This window comes from Enterobacter cloacae complex sp. FDA-CDC-AR_0164 (genome assembly GCF_003071645.1).
GTDB lineage: Bacteria > Pseudomonadota > Gammaproteobacteria > Enterobacterales > Enterobacteriaceae > Enterobacter > Enterobacter ludwigii.
Genome location: NZ_CP028950.1, coordinates 2,906,015 through 2,924,466, shown reverse-complemented (window position 1 = coordinate 2,924,466; position 18,452 = coordinate 2,906,015). Strand labels below are relative to the sequence as shown.

Annotated in this window: 16 protein-coding genes; 6 read left to right on the top strand and 10 right to left on the bottom strand. The window is 59.6% G+C overall.

The genetic code is table 11. The features are described from left to right. Positions 1-4 precede the first annotated feature (4 nt). Positions 5-1,357 (bottom strand): glycerol-3-phosphate transporter, encoded by a 1,353-nt coding sequence (glpT, locus tag AM410_RS14390; RefSeq protein ID WP_025203601.1) that lies wholly within the window; start codon positions 1,355-1,357, stop codon positions 5-7. Between the two features lie 255 nt (positions 1,358-1,612). On the opposite strand from glpT, the gene glpA reads away from it, so the two are divergent. Genes glpA through glpC form a run of 3 tightly spaced genes read left to right on the top strand, consistent with a single transcriptional unit; the run spans position 1,613 to position 5,635 of the window. Further along, on the top strand, positions 1,613-3,241 hold the full coding sequence (gene glpA, locus AM410_RS14385) for an anaerobic glycerol-3-phosphate dehydrogenase subunit A (RefSeq protein WP_032678599.1): 1,629 nt from the start codon (positions 1,613-1,615) through the stop codon (positions 3,239-3,241). Further along, on the top strand, positions 3,231-4,448 hold the full coding sequence (gene glpB, locus AM410_RS14380) for a glycerol-3-phosphate dehydrogenase subunit GlpB (protein ID WP_073396180.1): 1,218 nt from the start codon (positions 3,231-3,233) through the stop codon (positions 4,446-4,448). Before glpA ends, glpB begins: the two co-directional genes overlap by 11 nt. Beyond that, the gene (glpC, locus tag AM410_RS14375; protein WP_063156661.1) at positions 4,445-5,635 is read left to right on the top strand and encodes an anaerobic glycerol-3-phosphate dehydrogenase subunit GlpC; all 1,191 of its coding nucleotides are present in this window, start codon (positions 4,445-4,447) and stop codon (positions 5,633-5,635) included. The genes glpB and glpC overlap by 4 nt, the downstream gene beginning before the upstream one ends. Before the next feature lie 33 nt (positions 5,636-5,668). On the opposite strand, the gene AM410_RS14370 is transcribed toward glpC, so the two are convergent. The 4 genes from AM410_RS14370 to tctD form a co-directional block, all read right to left on the bottom strand. After that, positions 5,669-6,868 (bottom strand): nicotinamide mononucleotide deamidase-related protein YfaY, encoded by a 1,200-nt coding sequence (locus AM410_RS14370; RefSeq protein ID WP_108647988.1) that lies wholly within the window; start codon positions 6,866-6,868, stop codon positions 5,669-5,671. A gap of 94 nt (positions 6,869-6,962) precedes the next feature. Next, positions 6,963-7,502 carry a YfaZ family outer membrane protein gene (locus tag AM410_RS14365; protein ID WP_020883156.1) on the bottom strand — a complete coding sequence of 180 codons (540 nt, stop codon included), beginning with the start codon at positions 7,500-7,502 and terminating at the stop codon, positions 6,963-6,965. Between the two features lie 129 nt (positions 7,503-7,631). After that, positions 7,632-9,041 (bottom strand): sensor histidine kinase, encoded by a 1,410-nt coding sequence (locus tag AM410_RS14360; protein ID WP_047356563.1) that lies wholly within the window; start codon positions 9,039-9,041, stop codon positions 7,632-7,634. Continuing rightward, positions 9,028-9,702, bottom strand: coding sequence for a transcriptional regulator TctD (gene tctD, locus AM410_RS14355; RefSeq protein WP_014170976.1), 675 nt, complete (start codon positions 9,700-9,702; stop codon positions 9,028-9,030). The genes AM410_RS14360 and tctD overlap by 14 nt, the downstream gene beginning before the upstream one ends. Before the next feature lie 150 nt (positions 9,703-9,852). Here tctD and AM410_RS14350 point away from each other — a divergent pair, with 150 nt between their 5' ends. The 3 genes from AM410_RS14350 to AM410_RS14340 are packed head-to-tail and all read left to right on the top strand — an operon-like array spanning position 9,853 to position 12,802. Next, the gene (locus tag AM410_RS14350; RefSeq protein WP_014170977.1) at positions 9,853-10,833 is read left to right on the top strand and encodes a Bug family tripartite tricarboxylate transporter substrate binding protein; all 981 of its coding nucleotides are present in this window, start codon (positions 9,853-9,855) and stop codon (positions 10,831-10,833) included. A gap of 11 nt (positions 10,834-10,844) precedes the next feature. Beyond that, the gene (locus AM410_RS14345) at positions 10,845-11,276 is read left to right on the top strand and encodes a tripartite tricarboxylate transporter TctB family protein (RefSeq protein WP_020883153.1); all 432 of its coding nucleotides are present in this window, start codon (positions 10,845-10,847) and stop codon (positions 11,274-11,276) included. 11 nt (positions 11,277-11,287) lie between these two features. Next, on the top strand, positions 11,288-12,802 hold the full coding sequence (locus AM410_RS14340; protein WP_014170979.1) for a tripartite tricarboxylate transporter permease: 1,515 nt from the start codon (positions 11,288-11,290) through the stop codon (positions 12,800-12,802). Here the strand turns inward: AM410_RS14340 and menE are convergent, their stop codons facing one another. The 5 genes from menE to menD are packed head-to-tail and all read right to left on the bottom strand — an operon-like array spanning position 12,803 to position 18,423. Continuing rightward, complete coding sequence (gene menE / locus AM410_RS14335; RefSeq protein ID WP_073396183.1) at positions 12,803-14,164, bottom strand: o-succinylbenzoate--CoA ligase; 1,362 nt, start codon at positions 14,162-14,164, stop codon at positions 12,803-12,805. After that, on the bottom strand, positions 14,161-15,126 hold the full coding sequence (gene menC, locus AM410_RS14330) for an o-succinylbenzoate synthase (RefSeq protein ID WP_073396185.1): 966 nt from the start codon (positions 15,124-15,126) through the stop codon (positions 14,161-14,163). The genes menE and menC overlap by 4 nt, the downstream gene beginning before the upstream one ends. Next, entirely contained in the window at positions 15,126-15,983 is an 858-nt protein-coding gene (menB, locus tag AM410_RS14325) for a 1,4-dihydroxy-2-naphthoyl-CoA synthase (protein ID WP_014170982.1), read from the bottom strand. Before menB ends, menC begins: the two co-directional genes overlap by 1 nt. Continuing rightward, complete coding sequence (gene menH, locus AM410_RS14320) at positions 15,980-16,756, bottom strand: 2-succinyl-6-hydroxy-2,4-cyclohexadiene-1-carboxylate synthase (RefSeq protein WP_073396186.1); 777 nt, start codon at positions 16,754-16,756, stop codon at positions 15,980-15,982. Before menH ends, menB begins: the two co-directional genes overlap by 4 nt. Beyond that, positions 16,753-18,423, bottom strand: coding sequence for a 2-succinyl-5-enolpyruvyl-6-hydroxy-3-cyclohexene-1-carboxylic-acid synthase (gene menD, locus AM410_RS14315; protein WP_073396188.1), 1,671 nt, complete (start codon positions 18,421-18,423; stop codon positions 16,753-16,755). Before menD ends, menH begins: the two co-directional genes overlap by 4 nt. Positions 18,424-18,452: the final 29 nt, after the last annotated feature.

Below are 18,452 nucleotides of genomic sequence, written 5' to 3'. Positions count from 1 at the left end.
CTCCTTATTGACGACGCGCCTGCATTTCGGCGTGATGACGTTTTTCACCAATCATCACCACAATCAACAGCAGCACCGCCAGCACGCTACCGCCAATCATCACCATAAAGCCGCCGTCCCAGCCGAAGAAGTCAACGGTGTAGCCCACAATGGCGCTCGCCGCGACCGAACCGCCCAGATAACCGAACAGACCGGTAAAGCCGGCTGCCGTACCTGCCGCTTTCTTCGGCGCCAGCTCCAGGGCATGCAGACCAATCAGCATCACCGGGCCGTAAATCAGGAAGCCGATAACGATCATACAGGCCATATCGATTGATGGGTTACCCGGCGGGTTGAGCCAGTAAACCACGGTGGCAATGGTCACCAGCGTCATAAAGAAGACGCCCGTCGCACCACGGTTACCCCGGAATACTTTGTCCGACATCCAGCCGCAAATCAGCGTCCCCGGGATCCCGGCGTATTCATAGAGGAAGTAAGCCCAGGAGGATTTATCCAGCGCGAAATGCTTCACCTCTTTCAGATAGGTAGGTGACCAGTCGAGGATGCCGTAACGCAGCAGGTACACGAAGACGTTGGCCACCGCGATATACCACAGCAGTTTGTTGGGCAGGACGTACTTCATGAAGATCTGTTTGGCCGTCAGCTCTTCTTCATGCTGCTCGCTGTAATCATCCGGATAGTCGTTTTTGTACTCTTCAATCGGCGGCAGGCCACAGGACTGCGGCGTGTCACGCATCAGGGCGAAAGCGATAACCGCCACCAGAATGGCACCAAAGGCAGGCATATAAAGCGCGGCTTTCCAGTCGTTAAACCACGCCATCCCCAGCAGGAACAGCAGAGGTGGAATACCACCACCGACGTTATGCGCACAGTTCCACACCGACACGATGCCGCCACGCTCTTTCTGCGACCACCAGTGCACCATGGTGCGCCCGCAAGGCGGCCACCCCATTCCCTGGAACCAGCCACAGAGGAACAGCAGCACGAACATCACGGCGATGCTGGAGGTTGCCCATGGCACAAAGCCCATGAACAGCATCACCGCTGCCGCCAGGATCAGACCCGCAGGCAGGAACACGCGTGGATTCGAGCGATCGGACACTGAACCCATGATGAATTTGGAAAAACCGTAAGCGATAGAGATCCCCGACAGCGCGAACCCCAGATCGCCACGAGAAAAACCCTGCTCCACCAGATACGGCATGGCGAGCGCAAAGTTTTTACGCACCAGGTAGTACGCCGCGTACCCGAAGAAGATCCCCAGGAAGATTTGCCAACGCAGACGACGGTATAGCGGATCAATTTCTGCCTCTGGCAGACGCGCCCGATGCGGCGCAGGTTTGAAGATACTGAGCATGACAGCCTCCGTGGCCAGGTATTGAATTTACAGGGGTTTAACTGCCCCACACTCCAGAGAGGCGGCGATGTTAAGAAATCACGGTGATTGTTACTGTGAATCAACGCACAAATTGTTACAGAAATATGACAATGTGCGCAGAAAAGCGCATGGAATCACGTTTCACTTTCGAATTTCGTTCGTTTATGTTCGAAATCAAACAAACCACAGTTTTGATGTGGCTAAATGGTAAAAAACGAACACAGAGGGATAACAATGACAATTCACGATCCTCGCTACAGCGATGTGATTATCATTGGCGGTGGCGCCACCGGCGCCGGCATCGCACGCGACTGCGCCCTGCGTGGGCTGAGCGTCACGCTTCTGGAGCGCCATGACATTGCGACGGGCGCAACCGGGCGCAATCATGGTCTGCTACACAGTGGTGCCCGTTACGCGGTGACCGACCCCGAATCCGCGCGGGAATGCATTGCTGAAAACCAGATCCTCAGACGCATTGCCCGCCACTGCATTGAACCGACCAACGGTCTGTTCATTACGCTTCCCGAAGACGATCTCTCATTTCAGCCAACCTTTGTGACCGCCTGCCGCGCTGCAGGGATTGAGGCTGACGTCATCGACCCCGAACTCGCGCGTCGTCTGGAACCGTCTGTCAACCCGGCCCTTATCGGCGCGGTGAAGGTCCCGGACGGTACGGTTGACCCTTTCCGCCTGACCGCCGCGAACATGCTGGACGCCCGTGAACACGGCGCACAGGTTCTGACCGGGCAGGAAGTGACCGGGCTTATCCGTGAAGGGAACCGCGTCTGCGGCGTGCGTGTTTTTGATACGCAGTATAAGGAGCATGGCGAACTGTACGCCGCCGTGGTGGTCAACGCGGCGGGGATCTGGGGGCAACGCATCGCGGAGTACGCCGAGCTGTCTGTGCGCATGTTCCCGGCAAAAGGCTCGCTGCTGATCCTCGACCACCGCATTAACAACCACGTGATCAACCGCTGCCGCAAACCTTCTGATGCCGACATCCTGGTGCCGGGCGATACCATTTCGCTTATCGGCACCACCTCAACCCACGTGGACTATAGCGAGATTGATTACAACCGCGTGACCGCCGACGAGGTGGATATCCTGCTGCGCGAAGGGGAAAAGCTGGCTCCCGTGATGGCGCAGACCCGAATTCTTCGCGCCTATGCCGGCGTGCGCCCTCTGGTGGCGAGCGATAACGACCCGAGCGGGCGCAACGTCAGCCGTGGCATCGTGCTGCTCGACCACGCCGCACGCGATGGCCTGGACGGGTTTATCACCATCACCGGCGGCAAGCTGATGACCTACCGCCTGATGGCCGAGTGGGCAACCGATGCCGTCTGCCGCAAGCTGGGTAATAGCGAACGGTGTGTGACCGCAGAGCAACCACTGCCTGGCTCGCGTCAGTCCACCGAGAAAACGCTGCAAAAAATCATCTCCCTTTCCGCCCCCCTGCGCGGTTCCGCCATCTATCGCCACGGAGACCGCACGCCGGTCTGGCTGGGGGAAGGACGGCTGAGCCGTAGCCTGGTGTGTGAATGCGAAGCCGTCACGGCGGGTGAAGTGCAATACGCCGTGGAGAATCTGACCGTCAACAGCCTGCTTGATTTACGTCGGCGCACCCGCGTGGGCATGGGCACCTGCCAGGGTGAGCTGTGCGCCTGCCGTGCCGCCGGGTTGTTACAACGTTTTCATACCACCACTGCCACCCAGTCGCTGGCACAACTCAGTGATTTCCTGAACGAACGCTGGAAAGGTATTCAGCCTGTCGCCTGGGGTGATGCCCTGCGTGAAAGCGAGTTTACCCGCTGGGTCTACCAGGGGCTGTGCGGTCTTGAGAAGGAGCAACAGGATGAAATTTGATACCGTGATTGTCGGTGGTGGGCTGGCGGGTCTGCTCTGTGGTATCAGGCTAACGAAGCAGGGGCTGCGCTGCGCCATCATCACCCGGGGCCAGAGCGCACTGCACTTCTCGTCGGGTTCGCTGGATCTGCTGGATGAGGCGTATCGCGATGCCCTGCCGCCAGAGCATCCCTATAACCTGACGGGCAGAGACACCGTCGACCGCTTCGCCCATGAAGCCGAAACCCTTCTGGCCGAGTGCGGCGCACGGCTGCAGGGTAACGCCCGGAAAAATCATCATCGGGTTACCCCGCTCGGCACCCTGCGCTCTACCTGGCTCAGCCCGGAAGAGGTGCCTGTTGCCCCCTTTAACGCAGGACGGGTCCTGGTCGTGGGTATTAGCGGTTTTCTTGATTTCCAGCCCCACCTCGCTGCGGCATCGCTCTGTCGCCAGGGCGTGAACGCACAAACGGCTGAGATAGAGCTTCCTGAGCTTGACGTCCTGCGCGACAACCCGAGCGAGTTTCGCGCGGTGAATATTGCCCGTTTTCTTGATAACGACGATAAATGGCCGCTGCTGTATGCCGCGCTCCGGCCGCTTGCCGAAGGTTGCGACACGCTGTTTATGCCCGCCTGCTTTGGCTTAAGCGACAACCGGCTCTGGCGCTGGCTCTCGGATCGCCTGCCCTGCTCGCTTGGCCTGCTGCCGACGCTTCCCCCTTCTGTCCCCGGCATTCGCCTGCATACCCAGCTTCAGCGTCGGTTTATCGCTCAGGGTGGCGTGTGGATGGCGGGTGACGAGGTGAAAAAAATCACCCTGACGGATGGCTCGGTGAGCGAAGTCTGGACGCGTAATCACGCTGATATTCCGCTTCACGCGCGTTATACGGTGCTGGCAAGCGGCAGTTTCTTCAGCAACGGGCTGCTGAGCCGTCGGGACGGCATCCAGGAGGCCATTATGGGGCTGGATGTCCGGCAAACGCCCTCCCGCGCGGACTGGTATCAGAGTGATTTCTTCACCCCACAACCCTGGCAGCAGTTCGGCGTGATTGTCGATAAGCAACTGCACCCGCAACGTTCTGGTCAGCCGGTCAGTAATCTCTATGCCATTGGCTCTCTTCTGGGGGGATACGATCCCATCGCTCAGGGTTGCGGCGGCGGGGTCTGCGCCGTCACGGCGCTGTATGTGGCAGAGCAAATTGGCCAGCGCATGGAGGCTGAGCAATGAACGATACCCGGTTTGAAAGCTGCATCAAATGCACAGTTTGTACCACCGTCTGCCCGGTCAGCGGTGTGAATCCGCGCTACCCGGGCCCGAAACAGGCCGGACCTGACGGCGAGCGCCTGCGTCTTAAAGACGGTGCGCTGTACGATGAGGCGCTGAAATACTGCATCAACTGTAAACGTTGCGAAGTTGCCTGTCCGTCGGACGTGAAGATCGGCGATATCATCCAGCGAGCCCGCGCGCGTTACAGCACGCAAAAGCCGTCCCTGCGCGATGCGATCCTGAGTCACACCGACCTGATGGGCAGTGTCTCCACGCCTTTTGCCCCGCTGGTGAATGCTGCAACGTCTCTCAAGCCGGTGCGAAAACTGCTGGATGCCACGCTGAAGATAGACCACCACCGCAGCCTGCCAAAATACTCTCACGGTACCTTCCGGCGCTGGTATACATCCGTGGCAGCGGAACAGGCGCAGTACACCGATCAGGTCGCGTTCTTCCACGGCTGCTATGTCAACTACAACCACCCGCAACTGGGAAAAGATCTGCTGAAGGTACTCAACGCGATGGGGACCGGCGTGCAGCTCCTGAAGAAAGAGAAGTGCTGCGGTGTGCCGTTGATTGCCAACGGTTTTACCGATAAGGCGCGCAGACAGGCCAAAAGCAACGTCACATCCCTGCGCGAGGCCATCGTTGATAAAGGAATTCCGGTACTGGCCACCTCGTCCACCTGTACCTTCACCCTGCGTGATGAGTATCCGCACCTGCTGGACGTGGATAACACCGGTCTGCGCGAGCACATTGAGCTGGCGACGCGTTTCCTGTGGCGCAAACTGGACAGCGGGCAGACGCTGCCGCTGCGGGAACTACCGCTGAAAGTGGTGTATCACACACCGTGTCATATGGAGAAAATGGGCTGGTCGCTCTATACGCTTGAGCTGTTGCGGCTCATTCCGGGGCTGGAGCTGACGGTGCTGGACTCGCGGTGCTGCGGCATCGCGGGCACTTACGGCTTTAAGCGAGAAAACTACGAAACGTCACAGGCGATCGGCGCCCCGCTGTTTCGCCAGATTGAAGAGAGCGGCGCAGATATCGTGGTCACCGACTGCGAAACCTGCAAGTGGCAGATAGAGATGTCTACCAGCAAGCGCTGCGAGCATCCGATCACTCTGCTGGCGAAGGCGCTGGGCTAAACCGTGCCGGGGCAAAACGCCCCGGCAAAGGCATCACTCAACAAACAGCGATTCGACAACATTAATCCAGCCGTGTTCGCTGGCCACCTCTTTACCCTTCAGCCAGCGGCGCAGCATGTTCAGCGCCATCATGGCGCAGACCTCCTGACGTACCGCCAGACTGTGGCGGGTAACGCTCATTTTAACCCGCAAAGCATACGTGCCTTCCGGCGTCGCCAGCGCAAAGTTGAGATGTTCCTCATCCAGCCCCCCCACAAACAGCGCCAGGCCAGCAAAATGTTTCACCCTTCTTTCCGAAGCCCAGCGCGCGGTCTGCGCCAGCGTTTCCTGCTGGAACGGCACCACTTCACTGGCTAACAGCGGCGCACTGGCGCGCGACAGCTGCAGCGCCAGCAGGCCGCCGGTGAACTGTTCGCTTAAGGTCACGCTCAGTTGGCGAGACTGCAGATGTGACGCAATCTGCGCCGGCAGCCCCTCGGTGCCTTCAAAGATCAGGCTTTCACCTGCCACGCGCTGCACCTCCGGCCAGAGCGCCAGCATCGCCGCCTTCTCTGAGGCCGGTCCTGTCAGCTTGAGTTCAATGATGGGCATGGAGGAGCGGTAGCCCATTGAGACACCGGGTGGCAGGGAGAGATGATCAAGACTCTGGGCCAGATCGCTTTCGGAGCGGCCAAACGTGGTCAGACGCAGGCAGAGCGGGGGCTCAGGCAGGGTAAAACGTTCGCGAAGGCGCGGCAGGATCTGCTGCTCGACCATCACTTTAAATTCTGACGGTACGCCCGGCGTGAAGAACATCAGGCAGCGGTTCAGCGTAATGGCAAACCCACACGCGGTACCCACGGGGTTATCGACCAGTTCGGCGCTGGCGGGAATTTCCGCCTGCTTGCGGTTGCTGGGTGCCATAACACGGCCACGTTCGGAGAAGAAACGCTCCATCTGCGCCAGCCACTCTTCATGCAGCACCAGCCCTTCACCTTTTGCGGTCGCGGCGGCCAGGGCGCTGAGATCGTCGCTGGTGGGACCGAGCCCGCCGTTCACAATCAACACGTCGGCGTGTTCGCTACGCTCGCGCAGCACATTCACCAGTGACTCAAGATTGTCGCCCACCGTATTGCGGCGCGTTAACGGTAATCCTTGCTCAAAGAAAAGATCGGCAAGCCAGGCAGCATTGGTATCAATAATTTGTCCATGCAGCACTTCGTCGCCGGTGGATAACATCTCCACGTTAATCATTGTGTTCTCCCGCTTATATGGTCAAAACACTATAGCGCAAATGGATGTCGGGAGAAGAGAGAAACTGGCGCGACAGAATGCCGCGCCGGCGTGATTAGAACCCTGCGCTGACCCCCACGTACGGGCCGTCAGCCAGTGCGTTGTCGCGGTTGCCGTCTTTACCCGCCAGGTTCAGATAGCGATAGCCTGCTTCAATCGTAATCGGACGCATGATGGTCCAGCGCGCGCCCGCGTTGGCTTCTTCATAGCTGTCGATACCGCTGGAGAGCGAATCCGGTGAGTAGTAATACTCGCCGAACAGGCCGAAGCTATCGCCAATTTTCCACTGCAGGCCGCCGCCTACCGCCGCCGCGTAACCTTCATCACCGTCGTTCGGGTTAGTGTAAATCCCCTTACCGCCCACGGTAGCCAGGAACGGGCCAAGCGGAATGTTCAGACCCAGGCCGAGGCTTGCCGCATCGCCATCGTCATCGTTATGTGTCCAGCCGCCGGTCATCGCCAGACCGGAGGTCTCGGTCCCAAGGCCAAAGCCGAGGTGAGTATAATCCTGACCCGCCGAGCCGTTGAAGCTGATGGCGTTCGCCGCCGAAGAAACAACCATCAGGCCTAAGCCCACTAATGCCACTTTTTTCATTGTCGTGATCCCGCACAATTTTATAGAGAAGTCCCAAAACCGCGAGATTTTAACCTGAGTCACCCGGGGATCAAGCACTCTGCGTGCGGCAGACAAGTAGTTTGTAACGATTTGATACCCGGTGTTTTTTTACGTGAGCAGCAGAAAACGCATTTTAACGCTCAGGCCACCCAGCGTTTCGCTGCGCGTCAGCTGCAAAGGACTTCTGTGCAGACGGGCAATATCAGCGGCCAGCGCCAGCCCGATCCCTGACCCGGCGGCATCTCCGACGTTATCCAGCCGGTGGAAAGGCAGCATCGCCTGCTGGATCTGGTCCTCTTCGATGCCCGGACCACTGTCCTCCACGCTCAGCTCAACGGCGCCCTGATCTGTTCGCAGAAACACGGTCACCGTCCCTTCTGCAGGGGTATATTTGATCGCATTCTCCAGCAGGTTGGCGCACAACTCCCCCAGCAGCACGTCATCCCCTTCGATCATAACCGGCTGCTGCAGACCGTCATAGCCCAGGTCAATCGCTTTACTGCGCGCCTGCGCCAGCCGGGAGAAGCAGCAGTTTTGCACCACCTGAACCAAATCCACCGGCGCAAACTGGCCCTCCCCCTGCTCCTTACGCTTCACCGCGGAAAGCTGCAGCAGCCGTTCGGTCAGTACAATGGTGTCATCCAGGGTCGCATTCATTGCCCGCAGGCTCTCCTGCCACAGGGCGGGATCCTGACGCATCAGGGCAACGGAGACCTGGGTTTTCAGCACCGCCAGCGGGGTTTTGAGCTGATGCGAGGCATCCGCGTTGAAGCGTTCCTGACGCGACAGCACGCCGCGCAGCCTGTCGATATAGCGGTTGAACGCCACAATCAGCAGCCGGGTCTCAGACCAGGGCAACAACTCCGGCAGCGGCGCGAGCAGGCCAGGATCACGGCGCACCATCAGCGAAGAGAGCTGGCGCATTGGGCGCAGTACGCGACGCAACAACCACGCGGTCAACACCAGGGTCAGCAGCACCAGCAATCCCTGAGAGACCCATGATGAAAAGAGCAACTGACTGGCGAGATAGCGGCGGGACTGGAGCGTCTCCGCAACATAAATCTCCGCCATGCCGACGATATTCCCTTCATTGACGGGCTGCAGCAGACGCGCGACACGGATCGCCTGCCCGCGATATTCGGTGTGATAAAACCAGGCCAGCGCCGGATAGAGCGTGGTGCGGGATGTTGCCGGGGGCATCCGGGGCAGATCGTCATAACCCGAGATTACCCGCCCGTCGGGATCGACCACTTTATAATAGAGCCGGTCGTTCATATTGAGTTCAAAGCTGTCGAGCACCACCCAGGGAACATTCACGCCCAGCCTGCCGTCGTGAACCTCCAGCCGCTCCGATATTGTTCGGGCAGAGGATAACAGCGTGCGGTCGTAAGCCTGCGTGGCCGCCTGCAATGCGCTGACATAGCTGTTAAATGCTGACAACCCCCACAGCAACAACAACGGAAGCCCAAGAAACAGCAGCAGTTGCAGGTAAAGCGACTGCGGCTTAACCCACCTCATCGCCGCACTCCAGCACATAACCCAGTCCGCGAAGGGTGGTAACCCTCACGCCGCTACCGCTGAGCTTTTTGCGCAGACGATGAATATAGAGATCGATACTCTCCGGGCTAACGTCGTCATTCAGGCTAAACACCTGATCGAACAGCTGCTGTCGGGAAACGGGCCGGGTCCGGCGATGCATCAACACCTTCAGCAGCGACAGTTCACGCGGCGTGAGCGACAGAGGCTCGTCGCGCAGCAGGAAAAAGCCTTCGTCGTCATATTCCAGCTCCCCAAGGCGCTGACGCTCCTGCGTTCGCCCTTCGCTTCTGCGCAACAGGGCGCGCAGCCGCGCGTCAAGCTCCTCCAGCTCAAACGGTTTCGGCAGATAATCATCCGCCCCGGCGTTGAGCCCTTTCACCCGGTCCGCCACGTTACTGCGCGCGGTGAGAAACAGGACGGGCAGCGTCTGACCGCGTTTACGCAGACGATGCACGACCTCCAGACCGTCAAAGCCAGGCATTCCGATGTCCAGAATGGCAACCGCATAGCTTTCTCCCTGCAGCAGATGGTCGGCGGCGCGCCCGTCAGAAACGCAGTCCACGGCAAAGCCCTCCTGCACCAGCGCTTTCTCCAGCCAGTGAGCCAGCTCACGATTATCTTCCGCGAGTAAGAGACGCATATCACATCCTGTAAAGTTGGTGTCGCATTGAAAGGGAAATGAAAGGTTATTGTTTTAACAATCACGCAACGGAACCGCTACAAGGTGGTTCACATAATCAGAAAAAAGCCCCGTACCCGTACTCCCGGAACTCCGGCGTGAGGATAAACGATGAAAAAACAACTACTTTCGACGCTTGCTGCAAGCGTATTGATGATAAGTGCCTCTGTCGTTCAGGCGCAGGATGCCCCGTCCCGCACCGAGTGCATCGCGCCGGCGAAACCCGGCGGCGGTTTCGATCTCACCTGCAAACTCATTCAGGTCAGCATGCTGGAGACCGGCGCTATCGCAAAACCCATGCGTGTGACCTATATGCCCGGCGGCGTGGGTGCCGTTGCGTACAACGCGATTGTCGCGCAACGCCCTGCGGAAGCCGGCACGGTGGTGGCTTTCTCCGGTGGCTCGCTATTGAACTTGTCTCAGGGGAAGTTTGGCCGCTACGGCGTGGATGACGTGCGCTGGCTGGCAACCGTCGGTACCGACTACGGCATGATTGCCGTGCGCGCGGATTCACCGTGGAAATCCCTGAAAGACCTGCTGACCGCCATGGAAAAAGATCCGAACAGCGTGGTGATTGGCGCCGGTGCCTCCATCGGCAGCCAGGACTGGATGAAAGCCGCCCTGCTGGCACAGCAGGCGAAGGTTGATCCTCACAAGATGCGCTACGTGGCGTTTGAAGGGGGCGGCGAACCGGTGACGGCGCTGATGGGAAATCACGTTCAGGCGGTATCTGGCGATCTCAGTGAAATGGTGCCCTACCTGAACGGCGATAAAATCCGCGTGCTGGCGGTCTTCTCTGAGAACCGCCTGCCGGGCCAACTGGCGAACGTCCCTACCGCAAAAGAACAGGGTTATGACCTGGTCTGGCCGATTATCCGCGGTTTCTTCGTCGGGCCAAAAGTGACCGATGCCGAATATCAGTGGTGGGTCGAAACCTTCAATAAACTCCAGCAGACCGAAGCGTTTAAAAAGCAGCGCGATCTGCGCGGGCTGTTTGAGTTCAACCTGAGCGGCAAGCCGCTGGATGAGTACGTCAAAAAACAGGTCAATGACTATCGCGAACAGGCGAAAGCCTTTGGCCTTGCCAAATAACCGGAGGCGGTATGAGCGATCGTATTTTTGCCGGGATTTGGCTGCTGCTCTGCGTCGGTGGGATGTTCGTCGCCTGGCAGATCCACAGCGAATACAGCTATGAACCGGTGGGGCCGCGCCCCTTCCCGATGGGCATTGTTGGACTGATGCTGCTCTGCTCGGTGGCCCTGCTGCTCCGTCATCCGGATACCGTAGAGTGGCCACCGCGCCGTATTCTGCAGCGTCTGCTGGTGATGGTCATCGTTCTGCTGATGTACGCCTGGGGTTTTGAGTGGCTCGGCTTTCCGGTGGCAACCGCCATCCTGACGATGGTGATCGGCATGCTGTTTAACGCCACCCTCCCGGCGGCGGGGATTTCCGGCGCGGTAATGGGGATCTTGCTGTGGTTTGCCTTTGACCGCCTGCTGGATGTGACCTTACCGCTCGGCGCATGGTTTAATTAACGGAGCACGCTATGGATACCTGGATTTATCTCTCGCAGGGGTTCGCCGTGGCGATGACCCCCGAAAACCTGGTGATAGCCCTGATCGGCTGCTTTGTCGGGACCATTGTGGGTCTGCTGCCCGGCCTTGGGCCGATTAACGGCGTCGCCATTTTACTCCCGCTGGCGTTTGCCCTGCATCTGCCTGCGGAATCGGCGCTGATCCTGCTGGCGACGGTGTATATCGGCTGTGAATATGGCGGGCGTATTTCATCCATCCTGCTGAACGTGCCAGGCGATGCGGCGGCCATTATGACCGCGCTGGATGGCTACCCGATGGCACGGCAGGGTCGCGGTGGCGTGGCGCTGTCCATCTCCGCGGTCAGTTCGTTTTGTGGTTCGCTGATTGCCATCGGCGGTATCATTCTTTTTGCCCCTGCGCTGGCCCAGTGGTCGCTGGCGTTTGGTCCGGCAGAGTATTTTGCGCTGATGGTCTTTGCCATCGCCTGTCTCGGCAGCATGATGGCGCAGAATCCGCTGAAATCGTTTTTGTCCGCGTTGATTGGCTTAGGGTTAGCCACCGTCGGCGTGGATGCCAACACCGGGGTTTATCGCTTTACCTTTGACAGCGTGCACCTTTCCGACGGCGTGCAGTTTATCGTGGTCGTGATTGGCCTGTTCTCGGTCTCTGAAATTTTATTGATGCTGGAACATACCAGCAGCGGACAGACGCTGGTGCGTAAAACGGGCCGCATGCTTTTCAGTGCCAAAGAGGGCGCACAGTGTATCGGCGCGACGCTGCGTTCGTCGGTGATTGGCTTCTTCGTCGGCATTCTGCCGGGGGCCGGGGCGACCATCGCCAGCGCCATCACTTACATGACCGAGAAAAAGCTCAGCGGCAACAGTGACAGCTTCGGCAAGGGCGACATTCGCGGGGTAGCGGCACCAGAGGCTGCGAATAACGCCTCGGCCTGCGGTTCGTTTATCCCGATGCTGACCCTTGGCGTACCGGGCTCGGGCACCACGGCGGTGATGATGGGCGCGCTGACGCTCTATAACATTACGCCTGGACCGGCCATGTTTACCGAGCAGCCGGATATTGTCTGGGGGCTGATTGCAGCGCTGCTGATCGCCAACGTGATGCTGCTGGTCATGAACATTCCGCTGATTGGTCTGTTCACCCGGATGCTGACAATTCCCCTGTGGTTCCTGGTGCCGGCTATCGCGGCCGTCTCTGCGGTGGGGGTGTATGCGGTACACAGCACCACTTTCGATCTGGTGCTGATGGTGCTGCTTGGTGTACTGGGCTACATCCTGCGTAAGATGCACTTCCCGATGTCACCGCTGATTTTAGGTTTTGTGCTGGGAGAGATGCTGGAGCAGAACCTGCGCCGCGCCTTGTCCATCAGCAACGGCAATATGTCTATTCTGTGGGACAGCAGCGTGACGAAGGTGCTGTTAGCGATGGCCATCCTGGTGATTGTGGTTCCGCCGGTATTGCGTCTGCTGCGTCGCCGCCAGCGCAAACCGGCACCTGATATCGGTTGATTATCCTTTCAACAGACGGGTGACCCACTGTTTTAATGCCTGGCGGGAGATCTTAATCCCGCCATTTTTGAGCTCTGCAGGCAGCATCAGCCAGTGCACCGGCTGCTCAAAGCGCGCCAGTTTACCCTGTACCCACGCCGGGAAGCCGGTGATATCGGTTCCCGGTTCACACTCCACCACCGCCACCGGACGCTGACCGAACTCGGCGTCATCGAGTGGGACGATAAACGCCTGGTTTATCTGCGGATGGCGGGCAATAACCCGCTCAAGGCTTTCCGGCTGGATCCCTTCGCCCCCGCTGAAAAAGAGGTTGTCCATTCGGCCAAGGATCGTCAGGCGCCCGTCATGCCATTCCCCGCGATCGCGGGTGGCAAACCAGCCCTGTGCATTGGTCAGCGGAATCAATGCACCGTCCCGCCAGTAACCTGCGGCCATACTTTGCGCTTTGATCCACACTTCACCGTCAACCACCCGCACCTCTCTGCCCGGCAACGCAGCGCCGACGTCCGGTTCACCGTCCGCCTCTTTGGCACAAACCGTTGAGGCAAACTCCGTCAGACCGTAGCCACAGAAAGTGCGGATCCCCCGCTGGCTCGCCTGCTGAGTCAGGTCAACAGGGATCGCGGCCCCGCCAAGCAGTACGGCTTTTAGCGCGACAGGCTGGTGTGCATTAAGCAGACGCCAGAGCTGCGTCGGTACCAGTGAGGCATGCGTACAGCCCTGCAGGGCCTGCGCCAGCGGCTGCTTCTCGCGGACGGTTAAGCGCGCGCCGGCCTGCAGCCAGCGCCACAAAATCCCCTGCCCGGAGACATGAAACAGCGGCAGGGAGAGCAGCCAGTCGTCTTCATCGTCGTAGGGCATCAGCGAAAGCACGCCGCGCGCACTGGCAAGATGGGCGGCACAGGTATGGACCGCCGCCTTGGGTAAACCGGTTGAACCGGATGTCAGCGTCATGGAAGCCAGCCGCGACGGTTGCCACGCCACGCGACACCCGCCCGGCGCCTCGCGCATACTGAGCGCGACCAGCCCGTCGTAGACGCCGTCCAGCACCAGGGCAAAGCGCAGCGTCATCTGCGGGAGCAACACGTCCAGCATCGGGTGCGGCAGCTGCGGGTTAACGGGAAGAATACGTGCCCCGCACTGAAGCAATGCCAGCCACGCCATCAGGGTTTGCGGGTGATTATGCGCCAGCAGCAGTACGCCGTCGCCCTCCTGCACACCCTGCAGCTGAAAGCCTGCGGCCAGTCTGTCGATGCGCGCGCACAGCTGTTGCCAGCTGAGCGTCTCATCGTTCAGCCTCAGGGCCGGTTTATCAGCATACTTCGCGCACCAGTGTCGCCACGGCCAGTCGGTAAAACTCATAGCAATGGCTCCAGCCCCTCAACGTCAATGAGCGGCAGCGTGCTGTCTGGCCACGGACGGATAAGCTGATTTTGCATCAGGTTCAGCGTATCGAGACCGGGGACAGTGTCTGGCGTTAACCAGGCGGCAATGCGCGCCAGTTGGGTTAGCCCCAGGCTGGACTCAATCGAAGAGCTAATGACCGCCGTCAGCCCGGCGGCATGGGCCGCCGCGACCTGCTCACGTACCTTAGCAAGGCTGCCGGTCAACGTCGGTTTAATGACCACCGCGCGGACACCCGGTTCGGCGACAAACGCAAAGCCGTCTTCACGCAGGCTTTCATCCCACGCGATGGCAATGCCGGTTTCACGGGCAAACGCCCGGGAATCGTCGCGAGTTTTACACGGCTCTTCCAGAAACGCGATACGACTGCGGTACGCCGGGTTTACGTACTTCGCGAACTGCTGCGCCTTCAGCGGCGTCCAGGCGCGGTTAGCATCCAGACGCAGATGCAGGTCGGGCAATGCTTCCAGTAAGAGGTTAGCGACCATCCCATCGCGCACCGCTTCATAGAGACCGACTTTGATTTTCGCCACTTTCTCGCCCGGCATGGCGGCGAGCAGCGCAAACAGTTCATCCGGATCGCCCGTACAGAGCGGTGCCGCGCGGTAATTAGCCTCTGCAGGCAAGCTACCGTCCAGCTCCGCCAGCGCGCAGCTAATACCAAAAGCCGCGGAAGGCACCTCCGGCAACGCCGGGTTCGCGCCCTCACGCCACTCACTGGCCCACGCCAGTAATACCGCCTGCGCGTCCTCCAGCGATTCAAGGCTAAAGCCCGGCAGCGGCGAAATCTCGCCCCAGCCTTCCTGCTCGCCCTGCTGCAGATGCACCAGCATGCCATCACGGGTTTTTAACCGCCGTTCACGCAGCACCACGCCCGCGTCCATCGGTATCTGCCAGCGGTAAACCTGCGCGCGACGCATTACGGATTCCGTTTATATTTGCTGAAGTCAGGCTGGCGTTTTTCGTTAAAGGCGTTGCGACCTTCCTGCCCTTCTTCGGTCATGTAGAACAGCATGGTGGCGTTACCTGCCAGCTCCTGCAGACCTGCCTGACCGTCACAGTCGGCATTCAGGGCCGCTTTCAGGCAGCGCAGCGCCATTGGGCTGTTTTGCAGCATTTCACGACACCAGCGCACGGTCTCTTTCTCGAGATCGGCAATTGGCACCACGGTGTTCACCAGGCCCATATCCAGCGCTTCCTGAGCTGTGTACTGACGGCACAGGAACCAGATTTCGCGGGCTTTTTTCTGACCGACAATGCGAGCCATGTAGGAAGCCCCCCAGCCACCATCGAACGACCCCACTTTCGGGCCCGTCTGGCCAAAGATGGCGTTCTCTGCGGCAATGGTCAGGTCACACATCATGTGAAGCACATGGCCGCCGCCGATGGAGTAGCCTGCCACCATCGCCACCACCGGTTTTGGACAGGTGCGGATCTGGCGCTGGAAATCGAGCACGTTCAGGTGGTGAACGCCAGAGTCATCCTGGTATCCGCCGTAATCGCCGCGCACTTTCTGATCGCCACCGGCACAGAACGCTTTTTCACCTTCGCCGGTCAGGACGATAACACCGATGTTGTCGTCATAGCGCGCGTCTGCCAGCGCCTGAATCATCTCTTTGACGGTCAGCGGACGGAACGCGTTACGCACCTGCGGGCGGTTGATGGTGATTTTGGCAATGCCGTCTGCGGATTTGTGGTAACGAATGTCGGAGTAACCTTCGGAGCAGTCTTGCCATTCAACCGGCGCATAGAGCATGTGTTCATCAGGATAGATCATAGAGAGTCCTTTATTCGAAGACGCAGTATCTGAGCCAGACTCGCAGCAACCGCAGCGGGGTTTTCCCGGTGGGCGTTGTGTCCGGCATGGGGAATCGCATGGCGTACGGCGTGCAGTTCAGCCGCAAGGGCTTTGAACTTCTCATCACGTTCACCATATAAATAATCAAAAGCGACGTTGCAGGCGCTCAGTGCCGGACGCAAATCAGGCTGCACGGCCAGCGAGGTGGCCTCGAGCATCATCGCCAGATTCGCGCCATTGTTCTGGCTACGCAGGCGAATAAGCGCCTGCCGCTGAACGTCCGTCAGGGAAGCAAATACGGGTTGTCGGTACCAGTCGGTGAAAACCACGTCGAGCGATTCGGTGCGAAAGCGCCGCGCCCAGCGGCGATCGGATGCCAGCCGCGCACTCCGCTCACCGGCATCCTGTAGCCCGGGATGGCCGCCTTCCACAATAATGCCCTTCAGCCCCTCTGGCTGCTGGCAGGCATGGAACATCGCAATGCGGCCGCCGAGGGAGTACCCCACCAGCCAGAAATTCAGTATGTTGTAACTAAGCAGGGTTCGGGTCAGCAAATCGCTCATCTCCTCGAACCCGGTTACGCCAGTATTGCCGGAATCACCGTGCCCCGGCAGGTCGAGATACAGCTGCGGGTAATCGCTCAGCGCCGCCCCGACCGTCTGCCACTCGCGGCAATCCCCGGAAAAACCGTGCAAAAAGACCAGCCAGGGATAACCTGGCTTTCCAGCCTGCTGCACGCCCGCGAGGATCACAGGTGGCTTACCTGGGCCAGCAGGCTTTGCAGTTTCTGCGCGCCGTCAGCATCGTTCACCACCAGCTCGATCAGCGTTGCACCGGGCTGTCGCCAGGCACTGCTCAGGGCCGCATCAAGCGCCTCCCAGCTTTCCGGGCGATGGTATTTCAGGCTGAACATTGCCGCGGCGTGTTCAAACTGCACGTTCTGGGGCATCAGATAGAAACGCTCACGTTCGCTCTGCGGGGTGGGCAGCAGGGAGAAAATCTGTCCACCGTTGTTGTTAACCACAATCAGCACAAACGGTGCCGAAACCTGACGCAGCAGCGCCAGGGCATTGAGGTCGTACAGCGCGGAGAGATCGCCAACGATTGCCAGCGTAGACTTCGCGCTGGCACGCTGTACGCCCGCCGCCGTGGAGATCAACCCGTCAATGCCGCTGGCCCCCCGGTTACTGTAGACCGGGTAACCGGCTGGCAGCTTTGAAAAGGCATCTATCAGGCGAACCACCAGGCTGTTGCCGACAAACAGCTGCCCCTGCTCGGGCAGATACTGACGAATACGGTGTGCCAGCCCGGCCTCACTGAACGCTTCGCAGCTCGCCTGGGTTAACGCCCAGGCCTGTTCCGAAAGCGCCGGGATCGCAACGGCCCAGGGCTTGCGTTTTTCAGCCGGATGGAGCGCAAGCCAGGCGTCAATCTCACTGACCAGACGACGACCACGATGGTGCGCCGGGTCGAGCCGCCCGTCCAGCGAGTCCACCAGCCAGTACTCTTCTGGATCACAGGTAGCCTGCCACTGCAGTAACCGTTTGCCGGTCAGGCTTGAGCCGAACTGGATAATAATCTGCGCCTGCGCAAGCTCGGTGACCGCCTTCGCATTCCCCAGCCAGAGATCGGCACACGGCAGCGGCTGACCGGTCTGGGAAAGCACGTCGCCAATCAGCGGCCAGCCAAGGCTTTGCGCCCATTCCGCAACCAGCTTGCCTTGCGCGGCGCTCATGCGCCCGGCAACCACCACGCCACGTTTCTGCCGCCAGAAGAACCAGTCACGTTGTCTGGCGCTTTCAGGATGCGGTTGTGCACGCAGCCACGGCTTTTCACTTTGCCACCACTCACCCAGGGTGCGCTGCCATTCAAGACCGGTGTCATCCATTTCGCCATACAGCGGTTCGGCAAACGGACAGTTAATATGCAGCGCCCCGCCGTGCAGTGTCCCGATGGCATGATCGATTGTCGAGACCAGCCAGCTTGCCGGAATATCCTGAGTGGGACGCGGTAACGCGATTGCCTGTGAAGGGTGCGAGGCAAAGATGCCCGGCTGACGAATGGCCTGGTTGGCGCCACAGTCGATAAGCTCGGGGGGACGATCCGCGGTCAGCAGGATCAGTTTCTCCCCGGTTAATCCGGCTTCGATCAGCGCCGGATAGAGGTTTGCCACCGCGGTACCGGAGGTCACAATCACCGCAACAGGCTCGTTGCTGACTTTCGCCAGCCCCAGCGCCAGATGGCCAAGCCCGCGTTCATCAAAATGAGTGTGGTGAATAAATGCCCGGTTTTCAGCGGCCGCCAGCGTCAGCGGGGTTGAACGAGAACCCGGTGCAATACACACGTGCCTGACGCCATGGCGAATCAGGGCTTCAAGGATCACCGCCGCCCAGCGTCGGTTAAAAGAACTTACTGACATGAGATTGTCCGGTATCAAGAATGCGACAC

Coding starts and splice junctions, on each gene's coding strand:
- menC (WP_073396185.1), bottom strand. CDS start 15,126: ATGCGTCGCGCGCAGGTTTACCGCTGGCAGATACCGATGGACGCGGGC.
- tctD (WP_014170976.1), bottom strand. CDS start 9,702: ATGCGTCTCTTACTCGCGGAAGATAATCGTGAGCTGGCTCACTGGCTG.
- menD (WP_073396188.1), bottom strand. CDS start 18,423: ATGTCAGTAAGTTCTTTTAACCGACGCTGGGCGGCGGTGATCCTTGAA.
- glpA (WP_032678599.1), top strand. CDS start 1,613: ATGACAATTCACGATCCTCGCTACAGCGATGTGATTATCATTGGCGGT.
- AM410_RS14365 (WP_020883156.1), bottom strand. CDS start 7,502: ATGAAAAAAGTGGCATTAGTGGGCTTAGGCCTGATGGTTGTTTCTTCG.
- glpB (WP_073396180.1), top strand. CDS start 3,231: ATGAAATTTGATACCGTGATTGTCGGTGGTGGGCTGGCGGGTCTGCTC.
- glpC (WP_063156661.1), top strand. CDS start 4,445: ATGAACGATACCCGGTTTGAAAGCTGCATCAAATGCACAGTTTGTACC.
- menB (WP_014170982.1), bottom strand. CDS start 15,983: ATGATCTATCCTGATGAACACATGCTCTATGCGCCGGTTGAATGGCAA.
- AM410_RS14370 (WP_108647988.1), bottom strand. CDS start 6,868: ATGATTAACGTGGAGATGTTATCCACCGGCGACGAAGTGCTGCATGGA.
- menE (WP_073396183.1), bottom strand. CDS start 14,164: ATGAGTTTTACCGACTGGCCGTGGCGACACTGGTGCGCGAAGTATGCT.
- AM410_RS14350 (WP_014170977.1), top strand. CDS start 9,853: ATGAAAAAACAACTACTTTCGACGCTTGCTGCAAGCGTATTGATGATA.
- AM410_RS14345 (WP_020883153.1), top strand. CDS start 10,845: ATGAGCGATCGTATTTTTGCCGGGATTTGGCTGCTGCTCTGCGTCGGT.
- AM410_RS14360 (WP_047356563.1), bottom strand. CDS start 9,041: ATGAGGTGGGTTAAGCCGCAGTCGCTTTACCTGCAACTGCTGCTGTTT.
- AM410_RS14340 (WP_014170979.1), top strand. CDS start 11,288: ATGGATACCTGGATTTATCTCTCGCAGGGGTTCGCCGTGGCGATGACC.
- glpT (WP_025203601.1), bottom strand. CDS start 1,357: ATGCTCAGTATCTTCAAACCTGCGCCGCATCGGGCGCGTCTGCCAGAG.